This window comes from Kitasatospora sp. NPDC059599 (assembly GCF_042735125.1).
Classification (GTDB): Bacteria; Actinomycetota; Actinomycetes; order Streptomycetales; family Streptomycetaceae; genus Kitasatospora.
Genome location: NZ_JBHWCL010000083.1, coordinates 13840 through 35000, shown reverse-complemented (window position 1 = coordinate 35000; position 21161 = coordinate 13840). Strand labels below are relative to the sequence as shown.

The 21161-nt window shown below is 75.4% G+C and carries 12 protein-coding genes and 1 pseudogene; 8 read left to right on the top strand and 5 right to left on the bottom strand.

Annotation, left to right across the window (positions count from 1 at the left end; genetic code table 11):
- Window positions 1-108 precede the first annotated feature (108 nt).
- Window positions 109-1395: a hypothetical protein gene (locus tag ACFV04_RS26255; RefSeq protein WP_380532832.1), complete on the top strand. Its 1287-nt coding sequence runs from the start codon at window positions 109-111 to the stop codon at window positions 1393-1395.
- A gap of 125 nt (window positions 1396-1520) precedes the next feature.
- On the opposite strand, the gene ACFV04_RS26250 is transcribed toward ACFV04_RS26255, so the two are convergent.
- Window positions 1521-2066 (bottom strand): NUDIX domain-containing protein, encoded by a 546-nt coding sequence (locus ACFV04_RS26250; RefSeq protein WP_360253147.1) that lies wholly within the window; start codon window positions 2064-2066, stop codon window positions 1521-1523.
- 128 nt (window positions 2067-2194) lie between these two features.
- On the opposite strand from ACFV04_RS26250, the gene ACFV04_RS26245 reads away from it, so the two are divergent.
- Window positions 2195-3151 (top strand): ATP-grasp domain-containing protein, encoded by a 957-nt coding sequence (locus tag ACFV04_RS26245; RefSeq protein WP_380532829.1) that lies wholly within the window; start codon window positions 2195-2197, stop codon window positions 3149-3151.
- Between the two features lie 159 nt (window positions 3152-3310).
- On the opposite strand, the gene ACFV04_RS26240 is transcribed toward ACFV04_RS26245, so the two are convergent.
- Window positions 3311-7270, bottom strand: a complete 3960-nt coding sequence (locus ACFV04_RS26240) for an ABC transporter ATP-binding protein (RefSeq protein WP_380532847.1) — start codon at window positions 7268-7270, stop codon at window positions 3311-3313.
- A 471-nt stretch (window positions 7271-7741) separates the two neighbouring features.
- Window positions 7742-8497 (bottom strand): TetR/AcrR family transcriptional regulator, encoded by a 756-nt coding sequence (locus tag ACFV04_RS26235; protein ID WP_380532826.1) that lies wholly within the window; start codon window positions 8495-8497, stop codon window positions 7742-7744.
- A 128-nt stretch (window positions 8498-8625) separates the two neighbouring features.
- Between ACFV04_RS26235 and ACFV04_RS26230 the strand changes: the two genes are divergently transcribed.
- The 4 genes from ACFV04_RS26230 to ACFV04_RS26215 all read left to right on the top strand — a co-directional run bounded on the left by ACFV04_RS26230 (window position 8626) and on the right by ACFV04_RS26215 (window position 15109).
- Entirely contained in the window at window positions 8626-10338 is a 1713-nt protein-coding gene (locus ACFV04_RS26230) for a carboxyl transferase domain-containing protein (protein WP_380348352.1), read from the top strand.
- Between the two features lie 162 nt (window positions 10339-10500).
- A complete protein-coding gene (locus ACFV04_RS26225) occupies window positions 10501-12774 on the top strand; it encodes an acetyl/propionyl/methylcrotonyl-CoA carboxylase subunit alpha (protein ID WP_380532823.1) in 2274 nt (757 codons plus the stop codon).
- The gene (locus ACFV04_RS26220; RefSeq protein WP_380532820.1) at window positions 12771-13757 is read left to right on the top strand and encodes a hydroxymethylglutaryl-CoA lyase; all 987 of its coding nucleotides are present in this window, start codon (window positions 12771-12773) and stop codon (window positions 13755-13757) included. Before ACFV04_RS26225 ends, ACFV04_RS26220 begins: the two co-directional genes overlap by 4 nt.
- 161 nt (window positions 13758-13918) lie before the next feature.
- Window positions 13919-15109 (top strand): acyl-CoA dehydrogenase family protein, encoded by a 1191-nt coding sequence (locus ACFV04_RS26215; RefSeq protein ID WP_380532817.1) that lies wholly within the window; start codon window positions 13919-13921, stop codon window positions 15107-15109.
- Window positions 15110-15292: 183 nt separating this feature from the next.
- Here the strand turns inward: ACFV04_RS26215 and ACFV04_RS26210 are convergent, their stop codons facing one another.
- The gene (locus tag ACFV04_RS26210) at window positions 15293-15832 is read right to left on the bottom strand and encodes a universal stress protein (RefSeq protein ID WP_380348358.1); all 540 of its coding nucleotides are present in this window, start codon (window positions 15830-15832) and stop codon (window positions 15293-15295) included.
- Between the two features lie 752 nt (window positions 15833-16584).
- On the opposite strand from ACFV04_RS26210, the gene ACFV04_RS26205 reads away from it, so the two are divergent.
- A complete protein-coding gene (locus tag ACFV04_RS26205; RefSeq protein WP_380532814.1) occupies window positions 16585-17706 on the top strand; it encodes an HAD-IA family hydrolase in 1122 nt (373 codons plus the stop codon).
- A 199-nt stretch (window positions 17707-17905) separates the two neighbouring features.
- Here the strand turns inward: ACFV04_RS26205 and ACFV04_RS26200 are convergent, their stop codons facing one another.
- A complete protein-coding gene (locus ACFV04_RS26200) occupies window positions 17906-18706 on the bottom strand; it encodes a GNAT family N-acetyltransferase (protein ID WP_380532811.1) in 801 nt (266 codons plus the stop codon).
- 965 nt (window positions 18707-19671) lie between these two features.
- Here ACFV04_RS26200 and ACFV04_RS26195 point away from each other — a divergent pair.
- Window positions 19672-20670, top strand: a pseudogene (locus ACFV04_RS26195) (helix-turn-helix domain-containing protein); the annotation flags it as partial.
- Window positions 20671-21161: the final 491 nt, after the last annotated feature.

The window sequence follows — 21161 nt, the reverse complement described above, 5'->3', positions numbered from 1 at the left end:
CTCCCGGTGATCTCCGCGGGCCTCTCCCGCCCACCGCCGGGTCCGGCGCTTGGAGCTGGTCGCGCCGTGCGGGAGGATCGTCGGGACCGTCCCCCGAAGGGCCCGCCGATGACCTCGCTCCACCCCACCGCAACCGACCCGTCCCTGCCCGGCCCGCCCGGGGACGACGCCGGGTCCTCACCCCCGGCCGCCGTGCCCGGAGCGGCCGCCGCGACCGGTCCGACGTGCTCGATCGCGACCGTCACCGAGGGCGGCGCAGTCACCGCCGGACCCTCCGAGGGGGCGGTCCGTCAGGGCTCCGCCTACCGCCTCGACTCGGTGCCCCGGCCGCGCAGCCGGGACGACGCGTACCTGCCCGCCGTTCCGGCGAAGGCCACCACGACGGCCCCCACGCCCACGGACGGCGATCCGACCGCGGCACGCCTGCGCTCGGCGTTCGCCGAGCGGCTGCGGGCCGCACGCGCCCAGGGCCGTTCGATCGCCGAGCTGGCGGCGGCGTGCCGTCGACCGGTAGCCGAGGTTCGGGTGCTGCTCGGCGAGGCGACCGGAGGCCGGACCGCCGCGCCCACACCCGCGGCCGCCCCCGTTCACGACCCCGAGACCGGAACCGTCACCGCGACCGCGACCGCGACCGCGACCGCGACCGGGGCAGTGGACGGCGCGGAGCCGGAGATCCGGGCCGTGGGCGGACTCGGGACCACGGGCGAGGTCGGGTTCGTCCGGTTCCCGTCGGTCTCCGCGCAGCCGTCCGGGCCGGAGGACGGTCTCGCCGCGTCGGCGCAGCGTCCGGCGCGCGATGACCTGTGGCCCCCGGCGTACCGGCGGCCGTCGCCCTCGCGCCGGCTGCGGCGGATGCACCCGCTGACCGCCCCGGACGGGCAGGGGGCGACCGCACGGGAGACGGCCGCGACCGGCCCGGCCGGGGCGCCCCTGCGTGCGGCCTCCCCGTGGACGGGTCAACCCGTCGGAGCGGCGGGCACGGCGGCGGACCGGGCTCCGTTCGGCGCCGGGGACGCGACCGCCCTGGGCGCCGACGCCCCGCACGCCGACGCCCCGCACGCCGAACCGCCGCTCGGCATCCTGATCGGCGGCAGCCCCGGCCAGCCCGAGGCCGTCGGCCGGCCGGGGGAGCGGATGCCGGTCCGGGTGGTGGCCGAGCCGATCCGGGTCGGTCGCGGCACCAGCCTGGTGGTGCTGCCCTCCTGGCGCCCCGCCATCGCCGTCTCGGTGTCGACCGAACAGCTGATCTCCGCGACCGGGCTCGGCATCGAGCAGCTCGCCGGCACCCGGCTGACGGTGCTGATGAACCCCGGCGCGCTGCACGACCGGGAGCTGGAACTGCACGGCTGGGAGCCCTGCCCGGCCGCACGGGGTCGACGCGGCGGGCGGCCCTAGGCTCTGTCCGGCCCGGTCCGGCCCGGCCTCGTCCGGTCCCGGTACGGTCGGCGGGCACGTCTCGGGCCCGGGCACGGCGGCGGACCGGGCCCGTCTCGGGCCCGGCCGGTGCCCGCCGCCGGAGGTCAGCGGACCACCGGGGCGTTCGGGACGTACCCGAGGTCGACGGGTACGGGAGGGTTCCCGTCCGCTGCCCAGCCGGAGCGGACGGCGTCCAGCAGTTCCGGAAGCCGGGGCGGCCAGAGCGCGTCGGCGTTCTCGTCGGCGAGGTCGGCCGGGGTCCACCAGCGCCAGTCGAGGATCCGGTCGACGGCGTGCACGGCGCTGACGTCGCCGACCGGGCCGCGGTGCGGTCCGCCGGTGAGGTAGACGTGCTCGTGCTGGCGGACCGGGGTGCCGTGCCAGGTGAAGTCGTGTTCCCAGGTGCAGAGCAGCGGGCCGGGTTCGAGGTCGGTCCAGCCGGTCTCCTCCCACAGTTCGCGCCGCGCGCCTTCCCACGGGGACTCGCCCGCCTCCAGGCCTCCGCCCGGCGGGGTCCAGTGGACGCCGACCTCGTCGTTCTTCGAACGGAACAGGAACACCGAGCCGTCCCCGTCCAGGACGACCGTACGGGCGGCCTGGCGGGGCACGCGTTTGCGGGGGCTCAGCAGACCGCGCATCGGATTTCGCATCGGATCACTCTCGCAGCGGCCGTCGGGGGCGTCGAGCGGATTCGTCCGTCCGGTCCGGCGACCGGGCGTTCCGCGCCGCCCGGCGCGGGCGCCGGACCCGTCCGCCCGCCCGCCGTACCCTGACGGCCATGTCCGTACCAGCGATCATCCTCCCCGCCGATCCGCTCAACCCGCGCCGGCCCGATCCGCACTTCGCCTGGGAGGCCCGGCTGCTGCGGGAGTCGGGCGGGGAGCACCACCTGGTCGACCACGACGCGCTGCTCGCCGGACGGGCCGGGGAGGCGGTCCGGTGGGTGCCGCGGGACAGCGGCCCGCTCTGGTACCGGGGCTGGATGCTCCCCTCCGCCCGCTACGCGGACTTCGCGGCCGCGCTCACCGCGCGCGGCGGCAACCTGCTGACCAGCGCGCCCGGTTACGCGGCGGCGCACGAACTGCCGGGCTGGTACGGCGTGTTCGAGGGGGCGACGCCGGACAGCGTGTGGATCCCGTCCGACGGACCGGTGGCGCCCGGGCCGGAGGAACTGGCGGCGGCCGCGGCCCGGCTCGGCGGGAGCGGCCCGGCGATCGTCAAGGACTACGTGAAGTCACGCAAGCACGAGTGGCACGAGGCCTGCTACGTAGCCGAGTTGGCCGACCTGGCGGCCGTCGGACGGGTGGTGGAGCGGTTCGTCGAGCTGCAGGGCGAGTTCCTGGCCGGCGGGGTGGTGCTGCGGCGGTTCGAGGAGTTCGAACGCGTCGACGGCGGCGTGGAGGGCACCCGTGGCAGCGCGGAGCGCACCGGGAACGGCGGGAACGCCGGGCCGGGTGCGGGCGAGCGGGCCGTGGAGGCCCGGGTGTGGTGGCTGGACGGCCGGCCGGTCCTGGTCGGACCGCACCCGGACGCCCCGCACCGGAGCGTCGAGCCCGACCTCACCGAGGTCCGGGCGCTGGTCCGGGCGCTCGGCTGCCGCTTCGTCACCACCGACCTCGCCAGCCGGGCCGACGGCTCCGGCTGGCGGGTGGTCGAGGTGGGCGACGGACAGGTGAGCGAGCTGCCGCGCGGGATCGACCCGTCGGGGCTGCTGACCTCGCTCATCACCGTCTGACGGCCCGTCGCGGGACGGGCCGCCGGGCGGCTTCCGAACGGGGCGTCCCCGGAAGCGGCGCGGAGCTCCCGGACGGGCCGCCCACCCGGCCCGGCTGCCCGCCGGCGCGGCTACCTGCCGGGACGGTTCGACCGCGCGCCGGGACGGGTCGGCCACGCGCTACCCGGCGGGGACGGTCTCGGCCGCCGGGTGGCCGTCCGCGATGAACGCCTGCCAGAGCCGGGCGTACGTGCCGCCCCGGGCGAGCAGTTCGGTGTGGGTGCCGTCCTCGACCACCCGGCCGTGGTCCAGCACGATCACCCGGTCGGCGCGTTCGGCGGTGGTCAGGCGGTGGGCGATGACCAGGGTGGTGCGACCGCCGCTGAGCCGGTCCGCGGCGTGGTTGACCGCCGCCTCGGTGGCCAGGTCGAGCGCCGCGGTGGCCTCGTCGAGCAGCAGCACGTCCGGGTCGACCAGTTCGGCCCGGGCCAGGGCGATCAGCTGGCGCTGGCCCGCCGAGAGGTTGCGGCCGCGGCCGGCCACCTCGTGGTCGTAGCCGCCCGACAGCCGGACGATCATGTCGTGCGCGCCGACCGCCCGGGCCGCCGCCTCCACCTCCGCCGCCGAGGCGCCCGGACGCCCGTACGCGATCGCCTCGCGGACCGTGCCCGCGAACAGGTAGGCCTCCTGCGGCACCACGCCCAGGCGGTGGCGGTACTGCGCCAGGTCGTAGCGGGTGAGGTCGACCCCGTCCACCCGGACGGTGCCCTCGGTCGCGTCGTAGAACCGGGCGACCAGCTTCACCAGCGTCGACTTCCCGGCGCCGGTCTCGCCGACCAGCGCCACCGTCTGCCCGGCCGGGATGTGCAGGTTCACGTCGGTCAGCACGGTCGGGGCGCCGTCCGCGCCACCGTTGTAGGCGAAGCCGACCCCCTCGAAGTCGATCTCGCCGCGCAGCCCCTTGGGCACCGGGACCGGGTCGGCCGCCGCGGCCGTCGTGGTCGGGGTGCGCAGCAGCTCGCGGATCCGGCCGAGGCCCACCGAGGCCTGCTGGTAGCCGTCGAAGACCTGGGACAGCTGGTTGACCGGCGCGAAGAACAGGTCGATGTAGAGCAGGTAGGCGACCAGCGCGCCGACCGTCAGCGTCCCGGCGTCGACCCGGGCGGCGCCGACGATCAGCACCAGCGCGGCGGCCACGCTGGAGAGGAACTGGACGAACGGGAAGTACAGCGAGATGTACAGCTGCGCGCGGACCCGGGCCTCGCGGTAGGCGACGCCGCGGGCCACGAAGCGGTCGGTGTTGGTGTCCAGGCGGCGGAAGGCCTGGACGATCCGCATGCCGGCCACGTTCTCCTGCAGGTCGGCGTTGACGGTGCTGATCAGGTCGCGGGAGCGCTCGTACTGGTCCTTGGACTTCCTGCGGAACACCAGGGTCGCGATCACCAGCAGCGGCAGCACGGCGAAGACCACCAGGGCCAGGCCGGCGTCGATGATCAGCAGGGCCGCGAAGATCCCGGCGAAGGTCAGCAGGCTGACCACGGCGGTGACCATGCCGGTCTGCAGGAAGGACGTCAGCGAGTCCAGGTCGGTGGTCATCCGGGTCATGATCCGCCCGGTCAGCTCGCGCTCGTAGTAGTCCAGGCCGAGCCGGTTGAGGTGGGCGAAGATCTTGAGCCGGAGCGTGTAGAGGACCCGCTCGCCGGTGCGTCCGCTGATCCGGTTCTCGGCGCCCTGCACCACCCAGTCCAGCAGCACCACGACCAGCGCGGTGAGCGAGGCCACCGCGACGCCGGACATCAGGCCCTTGCGGACGCCCTCGTCGATGCCGTGCCGGATCAGCACCGGCAGGACCAGGCCGGCCGCCGCGTCCAGGGCGACCAGCAGGAGGGCGATCAGCAGCGGGACCCGGAAGGGGCGCAGCAGGCGGCTCAGGGCGAAGTCGGGGTCGCCGGCCTCGGCCTCGGCGCGCGGGACGGCCGGGGTGTCGGTGGCAGGCGGCAGGGACGCGACCTGGGCGAGCAGGTCGGCGTCGGCGGTGCGGGCGGCCTTGGCCAGGGCCGGGGTGGCCAGGGCGGGCGCGGGGAGGCCGGGGGCGTTCGGGTCCGGGGTGGCTGTCTGCCCGGTGGCCGGGGAGGCCTGCGGTTCGGCCGGGGCTGCCGTTGGTGCTGCGGTCGGTGCTGCGGCCGGGGCTGTGGCCGCGGCTGTGGCGGGCGCCGCGACCGGGGTGCCGGTCGGCGTCGCGGAGGAGGCGGGCTCGGCGGTGCGGCCCGCCTCGGGGTCGGTGATCAGGGCCCGGTACCGGGGACATCGGGCGTCGAGTTCCTCGTGCGTCCCGATGTCCAGCAGCCGGCCGTGGTCCAGGACGGCGATCCGGTCGGCGAGCTGGAGGGTCGAGCGCCGGTGGGCGATCAGCAGCGTGGTGCGGCCGGTCATCACCGAGCGCAGCGCGTCGTGGATCTCCGCCTCGACCTGCGGGTCCACCGCCGAGGTGGCGTCGTCCAGCAGCAGGATCCGGGGGTCGGTGAGGATCGCCCGGGCCAGGGCGATCCGCTGGCGCTGGCCGCCGGAGAGGGTCAGGCCCTGCTCGCCGACCTTGGTCTCGTACCCGTCCGGGAGCGCGCGGACGAACTCGTCGGCCTGGGCGGCGCGCGCGGCGGCGACGACCTGCTCGTCCGTGGCGTCCGGACGGCCGTAGGCGATGTTGGTGCGGACCGACTCGGAGAAGAGGAAGCTCTCCTCGGGGACGATGCCGACGGTGGCGCGGACCGAGTCCAGGGTGAGGTCGCGCAGGTCGTGGCCGTAGAGCCGGACGCTGCCGGCGGCCGGGTCGTAGAAGCGCGGCACCAGCTGGGCCACCGTCGACTTGCCGGAGCCGGAGGCACCGACCACGGCGAGGGTCTCGCCGGGGGCCAGCCGCAGGCTGAGGCCGTGCAGGACGGGGACGGGGTGCTCGGGGTCGTAGCGGAACTCGACCTGGTCGAACTCCAGGGCGACGTCGGGGTTCCGGGGGCCGACGGCGGTGCCGTGCGGGGCGGCGCCCCCGGGGGTGGTGTCCTGTCCGGGGCCGTCCGGCGCAGTGGCGTCCCGCGTGAAGTCCAGGGTCAGCGCGTCCGGGCGTTCCTGGACCAGCGGGCGCTCGTCGATCAGCTGCAGGACGCGTTCCACGCCCGCCCGGGCCTGCTGGCCGACCGTGATGATCATGGTCAGCATCCGCACCGGGCCGGTCATCTGCGCGACGTAGGTCGAGAAGGCGACGAAGGTCCCGAGCGAAACCTGGCCCTCCACCGCCAGCCAGCCGCCGAAGGCCAGGACGGCGACCTGGGCGAGGGCCGGAACGGCCTGCATCGCCGGGTTGTAGCGCGCGTTGAGCCGGATCGAACGCAGCCGGGCCGCGAACAGGTTGTGGGAGGCCTGCTCCAGCTTGTCCAGCTCCTGGGCCTCCTGGCCGAAGCCCTTGACCACCCGAACGCCGCCGATCGCGCCGTCCACCACGCCCGCGACGGCGGCCGCCTCCTGCTGGGCGGCCCAGGTGGAGGGGAACAGGCGCTTGCGGCTGAACGCGGAGACCCACCACAGCGCGGGCGCCATGACCAGGGCGACCAGGGTGAGCGGCGGGGACAGCCAGACCATCACGACCAGCGACATGGCGAACATCAGCAGGTAGCCGGTCATCATCGGCACCATCGAGAGCAGGCCGTTGACCAGCTGGAGGTCGGAGGTCGCACGCCCGACCACCTGGCCGGTGTCCAGCCGGTCCTGGCGGTGGCCGTCGAGTCGGCCGAGCGAGCGGAACAGGTCACTGCGCAGGTCGTGCTGGACGTCGAGGGCGAGCCGGCCGCCGTAGTAGCGGCGGACCTGGGTGCACCCGAAGACCACCACGGCGGCCAGCAGCAGCACCACCGCCCAGGGGGCCAGCGAACGGGTGTGGGCGACGATGACGTCGTCGATGATCAGCTTGGTGACCAGCGGCACCAGCGCGGTGACGGCCATGCCGAGCAGCGAGGCCCCGAAGGCGAGCAGCAGGCTGCGGCGGGACCGCCAGCTGTACCCGACCAGGCGGCGCAGCCAGCCGGCGGGCTCGGTGCGCGCGTCGGTGGCGTCCGCCCCGGCGGCGGGCTCGTTGGCGGAGACCTCCGGCATCGTCGGGCCGGGGGCCGGTGGGCCGCTCGGGGATTGCTCCACCGTGGATCCGTGAGTCTCAGGCATATTTAGGGATGCTAACCATTTCGTCGAGTGGCCGCCACGGCGTTTCCGACCCGGGTGGGTTCGGGGCGGGCCGGGGCGGCCCGGATCGTCCGGTCCGGCGGACTGGGCAACATCCCGCGGCCTGCGGAGATTCCCGCTCGAACATCCGCGCGGCCCCGTCGGCCCCGTCGGCCCGTCGACCCCGTCGCCCCGGTCGAGCGCCGTGTGCCTCCAGCGTCGCCGACGATCCGCCGAACGCCCAGCGGCCGGGGACGGGCAGGCGCCCTCCTTTGGGCCTAGGGCTTGGCCGCCGGCACGGAGTGCGCGGAACAGGCCCGGGGCCCGGCGGGCGGGAAGGGCGGACGGGCAGGGCGGGAAGGGCGCGGGAAGGACGGGACGTGCGGGACGTGCGGAGCCCGGCCGGACTCAGTCGGTCACGGTCGCGGAGCCCGCGGCCGCGGAACCCGCGATCGACGAACCCACGGACCCCGGGCTCGCGACCGCCGCGTCGGCGGCAGCGGCGAACGCGCCGTGGGCGAGCGTGTGCAGCAGGGCGGCCATGCCGTCCCGCTGAAGACCGGAACGCTCGCCCTGAGTGGAACGCTCGCCCTGAGTGGAACGCTCGCCCTGGCCGGAGCGCTCGCCCTGGCCGGGGTTCGAGCCGAGGCTGTGCGGAGTGGAGTTGATCAGGCCGAAGACGGCGTGCACGGCGGCCCGCGCCACCGGCTCGGCGGCGGGGTCGGCCAGTGGCGGGTAGGCCTGCCGGACCACGTCCACCCAGAGTTCGACGTAGCCGCGCTGGAGGCGGCGGACGGTGCGGCGGTCCTCCTCCTTGAGGTTCAGCAGCTCACGGTCGTGCAGGGTGATCAGGTCGCGGTCGTCCAGGGCGAATTCGACGTGGCCGCCGATCAGCGCGTCCAGCGCGGCGGCCGGACCGTCGCCGCCGCCCGCCCGGCGGCGCCCCTCCTCCAGCAGGCGCTCGCTGATGCCGATCAGCAGGTCGGCGAGCATCGCGTCCTTGCCGGCGAAGTGGCGGTACAGGCCGGGGCCGCTGATCCCGACGGCCTTGCCGATCTCGTCCACGCCCACGCCCAGGAAGCCCCGGGCGGCGAACAGGCGCGCGGCCTCCCGGCGGATCTGGTCGCGGCGTGGGAGCGCGGAGGCTGCGGGGACGTTCGGCATGCCGTCCATCGTAGACAGTCGGGTTATCCGTCGTTAACCTGGGCGGCGTAAGTTAACGTTAATTAACGTGGATTTCCATGGGCGCACCTGGCGCCCGCCTGGTGCCGAGGGCAAGGGAGCTCTTGGAAATGGTCGTCTCAACCGCCGGCGTACCCACCGGCCTCCAGATCAGTGCAGCGAACGGCACGTCGGCGGCGCCGACCGCCGTACCGCCCGGAGCCGCCGCACCGGCTCCCCGGCTCGGCACCTCCGTCGACCCGGGCTCCGCGGCCTACCGCGCCAACACCGAGGCGCACCTGGCCCTGGTCGCCGAGCTGCGCGCGAAGCTCGACGCGGCCGCCCTGGGCGGCGGTGCCAAGGCCCGCGCCCGGCACACCGCGCGCGGCAAACTCCTCCCCCGCGACCGGGTGGACACCCTGCTCGACCCGGCCTCGCCCTTCCTGGAGCTGGCCCCGCTGGCCGCCGACGGGATGTACGACGGCGCGGCGCCCGCGGCCGGGGTGATCGCCGGCATCGGCCGGGTCGCCGGGCGCGAGGTGGTGGTGGTCGCCAACGACGCCACCGTCAAGGGCGGCACCTACTACCCGATGACGGTGAAGAAGCACCTGCGCGCCCAGGAGGTCGCGCTGGAGAACCGGCTGCCCTGCGTCTACCTGGTGGACTCCGGCGGCGCCTTCCTGCCGATGCAGGACGAGGTCTTCCCGGACCGCGACCACTTCGGCCGGATCTTCTACAACCAGGCCAGGCTCTCCGCCGCGGGCATCCCGCAGATCGCGGCCGTGCTCGGCTCCTGCACGGCCGGCGGCGCGTACGTCCCGGCGATGAGCGACCAGGCCGTGATCGTCCGCAACCAGGGCACGATCTTCCTGGGCGGGCCGCCGCTGGTGAAGGCCGCCACCGGCGAGGTGGTCACCGCCGAGGAGCTGGGCGGCGGAGACCTGCACTCCCGCACCTCGGGCGTGACGGACCACCTGGCCGAGGACGACGCGCACGCCCTCTCCATCGTCCGCACGATCGTCGCCGGGCTCGGCCCGCGGGCGGAGAAGCCCTGGCCGCTCGCTCCGGTCGAGCCGCCGGCCGTGGACCCGGCGGGCCTGTACGGGGCCGTCCCGGTCGACCCGCGCACGCCCTACGACGTGCGCGAGGTGATCGCCCGCCTGGTGGACGGCAGCCGCTTCGCCGAGTTCAAGGCCGAGTACGGCGCGACCCTGGTCACCGGCTTCGCCCGGATCCACGGCCACCCGGTCGGCATCGTCGCCAACAACGGCGTGCTGTTCTCCGAGTCGGCCGTCAAGGGCGCCCACTTCATCGAGCTGTGCGACCAGCGCGGCATCCCCCTCCTCTTCCTGCAGAACATCACCGGCTTCATGGTCGGCCGGCAGTACGAGGCGGGCGGCATCGCCAAGCACGGCGCCAAGATGGTCAACGCCGTCGCCTGCACCCGCGTCCCGAAGCTGACCGTGGTGATCGGCGGCTCGTACGGAGCCGGCAACTACTCGATGTGCGGCCGGGCCTACTCGCCGCGCTTCCTGTGGATGTGGCCGGGCGCCAAGATCTCCGTGATGGGCGGCGAGCAGGCGGCCTCCGTCCTCGCCACCGTCCGCCGCGACCAGCTGGAGGCGCACGGCGAGCAGTGGCCCACCGAGGCGGAGGAGGAGTTCAAGCGCCCCGTCCGCGAGCAGTACGAGCGCCAAGGCAACGCCTACTACGCCTCCGCCCGGCTCTGGGACGACGGCGTGATCGACCCGATGGACACCCGCACCGCCGTCGGCCTCGCGCTCACCGCCTGCGCCAACGCCCCGCTGGCACCGCCCGCCCCGTACGGCGTCTTCCGCATGTGACCCCGGCGGGACACCCCGGCGTTCGTGACCCCCTTCCCTTCCGGGTGTGACGACCGTTCCCGGGTGTGACGTCCGCGGCGCCGGTCCGACTCCGGACCGGCGCCCGACCGCCCACCGCCACCTCCTTCGTACGGCTCCCCTCGACCCGGAGGAACGCCTCCCATGTTCGACACAGTTCTGGTCGCCAACCGCGGCGAGATCGCCCTCCGGGTGATCCGCACCCTGCGGCGGCTCGGCGTCCGCTCGGTCGCCGTGTTCAGCGACGCGGACGCCGACGCTCCGCACGTCCGCGAGGCGGACGTCGCGGTGCGGCTCGGCCCTGCCGACCGCAGCGACAGCTCGGCGGCCGAGACCTACCTGCGGACCGACCAGATCCTGGCCGCCGCCCGCCGCACCGGCGCCCAGGCCGTCCACCCCGGCTACGGCTTCCTCGCCGAGAACGCCGGCTTCGCCCGCGCCTGCGCCGACGCGGGCCTCGTCTTCATCGGGCCGCCCCCCGGCGCGGTCGAGCTGATGGGCGACAAGATCAACGCCAAGGAGGCCGTCCGGGCCGCCGGCGTCCCGGTGGTCCCCGGCAGCCAGGCCACCGCGCCGACCGACGACGATCTCGTCGCCGCCGCCGACGAGATCGGCTACCCCGTGCTGCTCAAGCCGTCCGCCGGTGGCGGCGGCAAGGGCATGCGCCTCGTACGGGACCGGGCCGACCTGCCCACCGAGATCGCCGCCGCCCGCCGGGTCGCCCGCACCGCCTTCGGCGACGACACCCTGTTGCTGGAGCGCTGGATCGACCGGCCGCGCCACATCGAGGTGCAGGTGCTGGCCGACGCCCACGGCACCACGGTCCACCTCGGCGAGCGCGAGTGCAGCCTGCAGCGCCGCCACCAGAAGCTGATCGAAGAGGCTCCCTCCGTTCTCCTCAATGCCGAGACCCGCGATGCGATGGGCGCCGCAGCCGTCCGCGCCGCGGAGTCCTGCGGCTACACCGGGGCCGGCACCGTGGAGTTCATCGTCCCCGGCATCGACCCGGACGCGCCCGTCTCCGCCTCCGAGGGTGTGCGCGACTTCTTCTTCATGGAGATGAACACCCGTCTCCAGGTGGAACACCCCGTCACCGAGCTGGCCGTCGCCGTCGGCGCCGACTCGGCCCGGCTCGACCTGGTCGAGTGGCAGCTGCGCGTCGCCGCCGGCGAACCGCTCGCCTTCACCCAGTCCGACGTCTCCTTCCTGGGCCACGCCATCGAGGCCCGCATCTGCGCCGAGGACCCGGAACGGGACTTCCTGCCCACCGGCGGCCGCATCCTCACCCTGGACGAGCCCCGGGGCGAGGGCATCCGCGTCGACTCCGGGGTCGCCCCCGGAACCGTCGTCACCAGCGCCTACGACCCCATGCTCGCCAAGGTCATCGCGTACGGGCCCGACCGCGCGACCGCGCTGCGCCGGCTCCGCGCCGCGCTGGCCGACACCCGTATCCTGGGCGTCACCACCAACACCGGCTTCCTGCGCCGGCTCCTCGCACACCCCGAGGTCGCCGCCGGACGCCTGGACACCGGCCTGGTGGAGCAGACCGCCCAGCAGCAGCCGGCCCTGCTCACCGCGCCGTACTCCCCCGTCAACGCGACCGCCCCGGCCGGGACCGCGGCGCCCGCCCACCCCGCGGACGGGACCGGCACCGCAGCGGCCGAACCGCCGTCGCCCGCCCACCTCCTCTACTACGCGGCCGCGCTGGCACGGCACCTGGAACTCACCCCGGCCGCCGGCCCCGGCAGCTGGACCGACCCGTTCTCCCTCCCCTCCGGCTGGCGCCTGAGCGGCACGCCCGCCTGGACCACGCACCGACTCCGCGCCCCCGGCCAGGATCCCGTCGCGGTGCGCGTCCGCCCGATCACTTCCGGCAACGTAGCCGACACCACCGACAATCCCGCCGGGCTCGTCCGCGAGGTCGAACTCCGGCTCGGCGACGGGCCGGTGCACCGCGCCCGCGCCGCCCTGGCCGGCGACCGGCTGCACCTGACCGTCGACGGCCTGCAGACCACGTTCTCGCTGGCCACCGACGCCGGCCCCGGGCTCGCCGCCGGCCCGGTGACCTGGCTCGGCATCGAGGGCGACGCCTGGCCGCTGCACGCCTACGACCCGGCCGTCGAGCGGGCCGGCGGGGCCGGTGCGCACCACGGCGCCCTGACCGCCCCGATGCCCGGCACCGTCACCGTCGTCAAGACCACGGCGGGCGAGACGGTCCGCAAGGGCCAGCCCCTGCTCGTGCTGGAGGCCATGAAGATGGAACACGTGATCGCCGCACCGCACGACGGCGTGGTGGCCGAACTGCGGGCCACCGCCGGCGCCACCGTCGCGATGGAGGACCTGCTCGTCGTGGTCACCCCGGCCGAGGAGGCCGCCGCCGACGGTGCCGCCGCCGAGCCCGCGGGGGTGCGGTCGTGACCGCCCCCGCGCACGAGCCCGACGCCCTCGACCTGGGCCTGCCCGACCCGGTCCGCGCCCCCGGCCTGCCCGAGGAGGTCCGGATCCACGAGGTCGGACCGCGCGACGGCCTGCAGAACGAGGGCGCCCTGGTGCCCGTCGAGGTGAAGGCCGAGTTCATCGCCCGGCTCGCCGCCGCCGGCCTGCGCACCGTGGAGGCCACCAGCTTCGTTCACCCGAAATGGGTACCGCAGCTGGCCGACGCCGAGGACCTGATGCCCCGGCTCGCCGACCTGCCGGCCCGTCACCCCGGCCTGCGGCTGCCGGTCCTGGTGCCCAACGAGCGCGGCCTGGACCGCGCGCTCGCCCACCACGCCGACCACATCGCGGTGTTCGCCAGCGCCACCGAGACCTTCGCCCGCCGCAACCTCAACCGTTCGGCGGACGAGGCCATGGCGATGTTCCGCCCGGTCGTGACGCGGGCCACCGAGGCCGGCGCCACCGTCCGCGGCTACCTCTCGATGTGCTTCGGCGACCCGTGGGAGGGGCCCGTCCCCGTCCCGCAGGTGGTCCGGTACGGCGTTCAGCTACTGGAGATGGGCTGCTCGGAACTGAGCCTCGGCGACACCATCGGCGTGGCCACCCCGGGCCAGGTGGGCGCCCTGCTGACCGGCTTCGCCCGGGCCGGGGTGCCGGCCGAGCGGCTCGCCGTGCACTTCCACGACACCTACGGCCAGGCGCTCAGCAACACCCTGGCGGCGCTGCGCGAGGGCGTCACCACGGTGGACGCCTCGGCGGGCGGCCTGGGCGGCTGCCCGTACGCGAAGAGCGCCACCGGCAACCTCGCCACCGAGGACCTGGTCTGGATGCTGCACGGGCTCGGCATCCGCACCGGCGTGGACCTGCGCGCCCTGGTCGCCACCAGCGGCTGGATGGCCGAGCGCCTCGGCCGCCCGAGCCCCTCCCGCACCGTCCAGGCGCTGCTCGGCGCCGCCCGGGGCTGACCGGCCCCGCTCCGGCGCCGGCCGCGCTCCGCGCGGGTCCGGCCGGCGCCACGCACCACGTCCGCCCCCAACCACATCGCGCGACCGCCCGACCGCCAGACGGACGCCGGTCGTCCCGCTCACCGCCCGCGACCACTCGGCCGGGCACCAGGAGGATCACCATGTTCGACCACCGACTCAGCAGCGAGTACGAGGAACTGCGGCGCACCGTCGCCGAGTTCGCCCGGGACGTGGTGGCGCCGAAGATCGGCGACCTCTACGAGCGCGAGGAGTTCCCCTACGAGATCGTCCGCGAGATGGGCCGGATGGGGCTCTTCGGCCTGCCCTTCTCCGAGGAGTACGGCGGCATGGGCGGCGACTACTTCGCCCTCGGCCTCGTCCTGGAGGAGCTCGCCCGCGTCGACTCCTCGGTGGCGATCACGCTGGAGGCCGCCGTCTCGCTCGGCGCGATGCCGATCTACCGCTTCGGCACGGAGGAGCAGAAGCGCGAGTGGCTGCCCCGGCTGACCTCGGGCGAACTCCTCGGCGCCTTCGGCCTCACGGAGCCGGAGGGCGGCTCGGACGCCGGGGCCACCCGCACCACCGCGCGGTACGACGAGACCACCGACGAGTGGGTCATCAACGGCACCAAGTGCTTCATCACCAACTCCGGCACCGACATCACCGGTCTGGTCACCGTCACCGCGCTCACCGAACCGATCGCTCGTTCGAGTGAAGAGGGCGAATTCCGCTCGTCCACGCGGGAGATCTCGTCCATCATCGTGCCCACCGGGACCCCGGGGTTCCAGGTCTCGAAGAAGTACTCGAAGGTCGGGTGGAACGCGTCCGACACCCGCGAACTGTCCTTCACCGACTGCCGCGTTCCCGCGGCCAACCTGCTGGGCGAGCGCGGCCGGGGCTACGCCCAGTTCCTGCGGATCCTCGACGAGGGCCGCATCGCGATCGCGGCCCTGGCCACCGGCCTGGCCCAGGGCTGCGTCGACGAGTCCGTCAAGTACGCCGGCGAGCGCCGGGCCTTCGGCCGGCCGATCGGCGCCAACCAGGCCATCCAGTTCAAGCTCGCCGACATGGAGCTGCGCGCCCACACCTCCCGCCTGGCCTGGCGGGACGCCGCTTCCCGGATGCTGCACGGCGAACCGTTCAAGAAGGAGGCCGCGATCGCGAAGCTGTACTCGTCCGAGGCCGCCGTCGACAACGCCCGCGAGGCGACCCAGATCCACGGCGGGTACGGCTTCATGAACGAGTTCCCGGTCGCCCGCTTCTGGCGCGACAGCAAGATCCTGGAGATCGGGGAGGGCACGTCCGAGGTCCAGCGCATGCTCATCGCCCGGGAGCTCGGCGTCACCTCGTGACCGACCGGTGGTGACCGACCGGCCCTCACCGGCGCGGTCGTGACGGCACGTTCGTGACCGTCACGGCCGCGCCGGTCGCGTCCTGGGCCGAACCCGCCGGGTCGAGGAGTGGGCCGGGAGGAACGAACCGCGAGGAACGGGCCACGACGGAGGAGGCCACGCGAGAAGCGTCCGGACGGACCCTCAGGGGATCACGATCACCGGGCGGTTGGCCCGCCGCGCCAGCCGTCCGGAGACCGATCCGAAGATCTTGCCGAGCAGGCCGTGCGTCGTGCCGACGACGATCGCGTCGGCGGCGTACTCGCGGCCGACCTCCTCGATCTCGTGGCAGATGTCGCCGCCGCGCTCGACCAGGATCCACGGCACCCCGGCGAGGAAGTCCGCACAGGCGAGCTCCAGGCCGAGGACCTCGGTCCGGTGGTCCGGGAGGTCGACGAAGACGGGCGGCTCGCAGCCCGCCCAGACCGTGGCGGGCAGCCGGTTGGCGACGTGCACGATCACCAGGCCGCACTGCGACCGGCGCGCCATGCCGACCGCGTAGGCGAGGGCGCGCTCGCTCGACAGCGAGCCGTCGAACCCGACCACCACACCGTGCTGGAACGTCGGGTCGAGGGACGGCGCCGGGGTGTCCTGCGCCGACGGCTCGGGGTACCCGTCGAACGCACCGGCCGCGCCCGGGGCCGCCTCCGGACGCTCGGCGCCCGGGCCGAGCCGGCCCGTCACCGGAGGCCCCGCAGGGTCGGCCGGGGAATCACCGCGCCGCGGGCGGGGCCCCGGGCGGTCACGGCGGGCGAGGTCGCCGCGGCGGCCGAAGCCCCGCAGGGCGCGGGTGAGACCCCGGGGGCCGGGGTCCGTGCGATCGACTTCTCCCCCGGTCGCTGCGCCCGCACCGCGGGGCGTGTCCGGTCCAACCGGTCGGGGAGACTCAAAACCAGCCATGGCTCACGGCTCTTCGAGGGAGAGGGGCCGACAGAAGAGGACAACGCTGCCCGGGCAGCAGGCCCGCCCACGGGATGACGTCGGTCTGCGCCGCGCAGCACCGTATGTGACCTGTTCCTTTCAGAATACGACGGGCAGGGGGCCCAGCCCAGCGGCGAAGCCCCGGAGCGACGTTGTTCCCGCGAAAGGAGGATGCGCCCGCCGTGGCAGTGCGCCCTGTCCGCAGACGATCGCGCCCCCTCCGGAAAGGAGGTTCTCTGGAGCTTGACTGAGCGGACCGGGCGGCGCAACAGGCCCCCGGGACACCGTGACCGGACTGTCATTGATCGGCGACGATCCGTTGCGACACGTCGCGAACCGTCACGCCCCGCAGGTCCCGCACGGCCCCGCCGGCCTGCCCGCGCCCCACCCGCACCCGGTCCGCGCGGGACCCGTACGTCAGCTGCCGGAGCCCGATCCAGCCACTTCGTACGGCTTCGCGACGCGGTCTGGCATTTGCCAGGTGCATAGGCGCAGGCGCTGGCACCATGCTCGGCATGCCCCTGCTCCTGTTCGACCTCGACAACACGCTGCTCCCCCGGGACGCCGCCTTCCGGGCCTGGGCGCAGGACTTCCTGTCCGAGCACGACCTCCCGCCCGGCGACCTCGACTGGTTCGTCACCCTCGACGGCGGCGGCTACGTGCCGCGCAGCACCGTACTGTCCGCGGTCCGGCGCCGCTACGGCCTGGACGTCTCCGCCGACTTCCTGCTCGCCCACTACCGACGCGGCATCAACTCCCACATCCACTGCCCGCCCCGCCACATCGAGGCGCTGCGCGCCGCGCGGGAGGCCGGGTGGACGCTCGGGATCGTCAGCAACGGGGGCACCCGGCCGCAGCTGGAGAAGATCCGGCGGACCGGGCTGGGGCCGCTGGTCGACGGCTGGGTCATCTCGGAGGAGGCCGACTGCGTCAAGCCGGACCCGCTGATCTTCGAGCTGGCCGCCCAGCGGTGCGGCGTCGCACCGAAGGGGAACTGGGCCGAGCACACCTGGATGATCGGGGACCACGCGCCCGCCGACATCGCCGGGGCCGAACTGACCGGGCTCCGCAGCGTCTGGCTGCACCACGGCAGGCCGTGGGCGGAGAACGGCTACCGGCCGACGCTGAAGGCGGCCGGGCTGCCGGAGGCCGTCGGCCAGGTGCTCGCCGCCCGCAACGCGCCCGCGCCCCGGCCGGGGGTCCGCGCCGGCGGCCCGGCCCGGCGCGGGTCCAGCGGGACACCGGTGCGGGCGACGGCGCAGTTCGGCGCACGGCCCGGCGCACGATCGACGACGGCCGCCCCGGCGGGCCCGAGTGCGCCCGTTCCCGCGAACGCCGGGACGGGCGGGGCCTCGGTCGTCGGCGCCGGGTCCGGTGTCCGAAACCGATCCGGCGGGTTTGCCGTGATCGCCGACGGCCGCACCGACCCGGGAGCGGTCTCCGGCGCGCGGGCGGGTGCCTCGTCGGACCCGGGTGCGGACGGCCGGGCAACCCTCCCGGTCGGACGCCCGGATCCCCTTCGCCCGGCGGCCGACGGGACCGCGCCCACCGCCCGTACGGTCTTCGCCAGCGCGCCCCTGGCCGCGTCGGTCGCGGTGGCCCTCGCCCCACCGGTCACCGCACCGGTCGCGTCCTGAGCCCCGGCGGCGACGGTCACGACCACGGTGGTCACGGCGGCCGTGGTCACGGCCGTCGCCGGGTAGCGCCCCGCCGACCGGCAGGCGGCCGGACCGCAACCGGACCGCCGCCGGACCCCGGCCGGACCGCCGCCGGAAGGCGCCCCGAACGCGGCCGGGAGGCCCCCGCGCAGCGGTCGTACCGCCCGGCCGGCGCCGGTCAGCCCTGCGCCGGGGTGCGGCTCCACCAGCAGGTACGGGCCCGTTCGACGAATCCGAGCTTGCGGTAGAGCGGTTCGCCGAGCGAGGTGGCGACCAGGGTGGCCGGGCGGTCCGGGTGCGCGTGGACCAGGGCGGTCCGCAGGACGGCCCCGGCCACCCCGCGGCCGCGCCGGTCGGGCAGGGTGGCGACCCAGTACACGCCGGTGGCCCGCCCGTCGTCGTAGGTGAGGCAGGTGCCCGCCACGGCGCCGTCGTCGCGGCCGAGCCACGCTCGCCACCCGGGCTCGCCCAGCAGCCGCTCCGGGAGCGCGTCGCCGCGCACCCAGGGCCGGCGGGCGGGCAGCGGGAAGCCCTCCACGATCGCCCGTTCCACCAGCGCGAAGCTGTCGCCGTCCACGGCCTCATCGACCGTCAGGACCCCGCCCCCGTGCGCCTGCGATACCGCGGGCAGGGCGGCCGTCACTCCCTCGACCGGGCCGGGGTCGCGGACCATCACCGGCATGAGTGGCATCCGGGCGGCCCCGAAGCGGGTGAGGTCGAGCCCGCCGTACGGGTCCTCCAGCGTGAAGTGCACGGTCGACCAGTCGGCCAGCAGGTCCGCCAACTCCCGCTCCACCGCTTCCGGTTCGGTGTAGGGGCGGGTCAGCACGATGCGGTGCGCATCGTCCGGCGTACGGGCGCAGCGGACCGCCGTCAGGCCCGGGAGGACACGGGAGCGCCAGCCGTGCGCGCGGGCTTGGGCGAGCCAGAACGCGGCGGCGTTGTCGTTGGCCCGTTCGAGCCGGCTGTCGGTGTTCACGGCAGGACCGTAACCCGGCGGTCCGGATAGCGGTTCCGCCGCACCAGGCTTGGCCGGATGAAGCCTGGGAGGCGCACGACCCGCACCTGTGCGCCCTCCCGTGCACCGCCGATTTTCGGTCAATTTCGCGCCGATCCCTCCCGCTTGGGCAAATCCGCAGCCCAGACCCGCCGATCGGGCGCACGGGGCCCGGACGCCCCAGGAGCGGCCCCGCGACAACCAGCCACCGTTGCCCCGGCCCTCTTCCCAGAAGGGTCGACGGGTGCCACGCTTCGTGATCGAATGCATCACGCCAAATTGCCATGTCGACATAGCGTCGGATGGTGAACTTGTCACAACGGCAATGGTCCACCCGATAGATTTCGATCTTGGCCAGCAGTGCCGCACCACCCACACCACACCACCGAGGGGGCTTGAGCGCCTTGAGCAGGGTGAGCAGGAGCGACGCGGGTCCTGACAGCGGCCAGGCGGTGGCCGGCACCGCGGGTCGGGCCGCGAGAAGCACTGGCACCTCCGCGATCGCCGCCACCTCCCGCACCACGGGCGCCGCCCCGCACTCCTCGCACCCCGCAGCGCACCTCCCCGTCGGCGGCCCGGGCGCGGTCCCGACCGCCGCCGAGCACGGCGCGGCGGCGCCGTACGGAGGCCAGTCGCCGGCCGGGGGACACGCCGGAGGGCAGAACGCCGGCGGTCAGCCCGCCGCCGGACACCCCGTCAGCGGCGGACAGCCGGTCGGCGGACAGCCCGTCAGCCGAGGCCTCGTCAGCCACGCCCCGGCCTACGGCGGCGAGTACCCCGGCTATCCCGGCTACTCCGGCCACCCCGCCTACCCGGGCGGCGCCCCGGGCCACAACGGCGGCCCCGGGGCCGCGGGCGGTCCGCTCGGCGGACTCGCGCTCGGCACCGCGCCCGGCCACGGCCCGCTGGCCCACGGCGGCCCCGGCGCGAACGGCTCCCCGGCCTCGATGTCGGCGGCCGCCCCGCGCAAGCTGTCCGGCCGGCGCCGCCGGGAGACCGTCGCGGTGCTGATCTTCGGCGGCGCCCCGATCTTCGAGAGCTCGATCCCGCTCTCGGTCTTCGGCGTGGACCGCCAGGACGCCGGGGTGCCCCGCTACCGCCTGCTGGTCTGCGCCGGCGAGGAGGGCCCGCTGGCCACCACCGGCGGCCTGACCCTCTCCGCCCCGTACGGCCTGGAGGCCCTCGCCCGGGCCGGCACGATCGTCGTACCGGCCTGGCGCTCGATCTCCCAGCCCCCGCCGGTCGAGGCGATCACCGCCCTGCGCAAGGCCCACCACGAGGGCGCGCGGATCATCGGCCTCTGCACCGGCGCCTTCGTCCTGGCCGCCGCCGGCCTGCTCGACGGCCGCCCGGCGACCACCCACTGGATGTACGCGCCGACGCTGGCCAAGCGCTACCCGCGGGTGCACGTCGACCCGCGCGAGCTGTTCGTGGACGACGGCGACGTGCTCACCTCGGCGGGCACCGCCGCCGGCATCGACCTGTGCCTGCACGTGGTGCGCAGCGACCACGGCGCCGAGGCCGCCAACGCGCTGGCCCGCCGCCTGGTGGTGCCCAGCCGCCGCGGCGGCGGAGGACAGGCCCAGTACATCGATCAGTCTTTACCGGAGGAGATCGGCAACGACCCGTTGGCCGAGGTGGTCACCTGGGCGCTGGAGAACCTCAACCAGCAGTTCGACGTCGAGGTGCTGGCGGCTCGCGCCTACATGAGCCGGCGCACCTTCGACCGGCGGTTCCGCACGCTCACCGGCAGTGCGCCGCTGCAGTGGCTGATCACCCAGCGGGTGCTCCAGGCGCAGCGGCTGCTGGAGACCTCGGAGCTGTCGGTGGACGACGTCGCGCGCCGGTGCGGGTTCCGCTCGCCGGTGGCGCTGCGCGGGCACTTCCGCCGCCAGCTCGGGGTCTCCCCGGCCGCGTACCGGACGAGCTACCGGGCACGCCGCCCCGGGCAGCAGCCCACGGCGGCCGGTGCGCACGGCGGCGACCTCCGGCTGCCCGGCGCGCTGTCGCACGCGGCGGCCGGCGCGGCCGCGGGCGGAGCGCTGTTCGGCGGGGCGCACGGCGGACAGCCGGCGCAGCCGTTCCCGGGCGGACCGGGGGCGCCGCTGCCGGTCGGTCCGCACGGGCAGCCGCTGCACGGCCAGCCGGTCGGGTTCGGCCCGGGGCAGGTCGGGACACCGGCCGCCCAGGGCTTCCATGCCCGGGCCGGCCAGCCGTACCCGCACCAGCAGGCGTCGCCGCAGCCGCACCCCGGGCAGCAGGGTGCGGCGGGACGCGGTCCGCTGCGGCCGCCGGTGGTGCCGCCGCAGGCCGGGCCGGGTGCGGGGGCGGGACGTCCGCCGCGCACCGCCGAGCACGCGGCGGCCGAGGACGGCCTGCCCCAGCCGGGGGCGCGCGGCCAGGGCCAGGGGCACCGGAGCGCGGTCGAGCGGCCCGC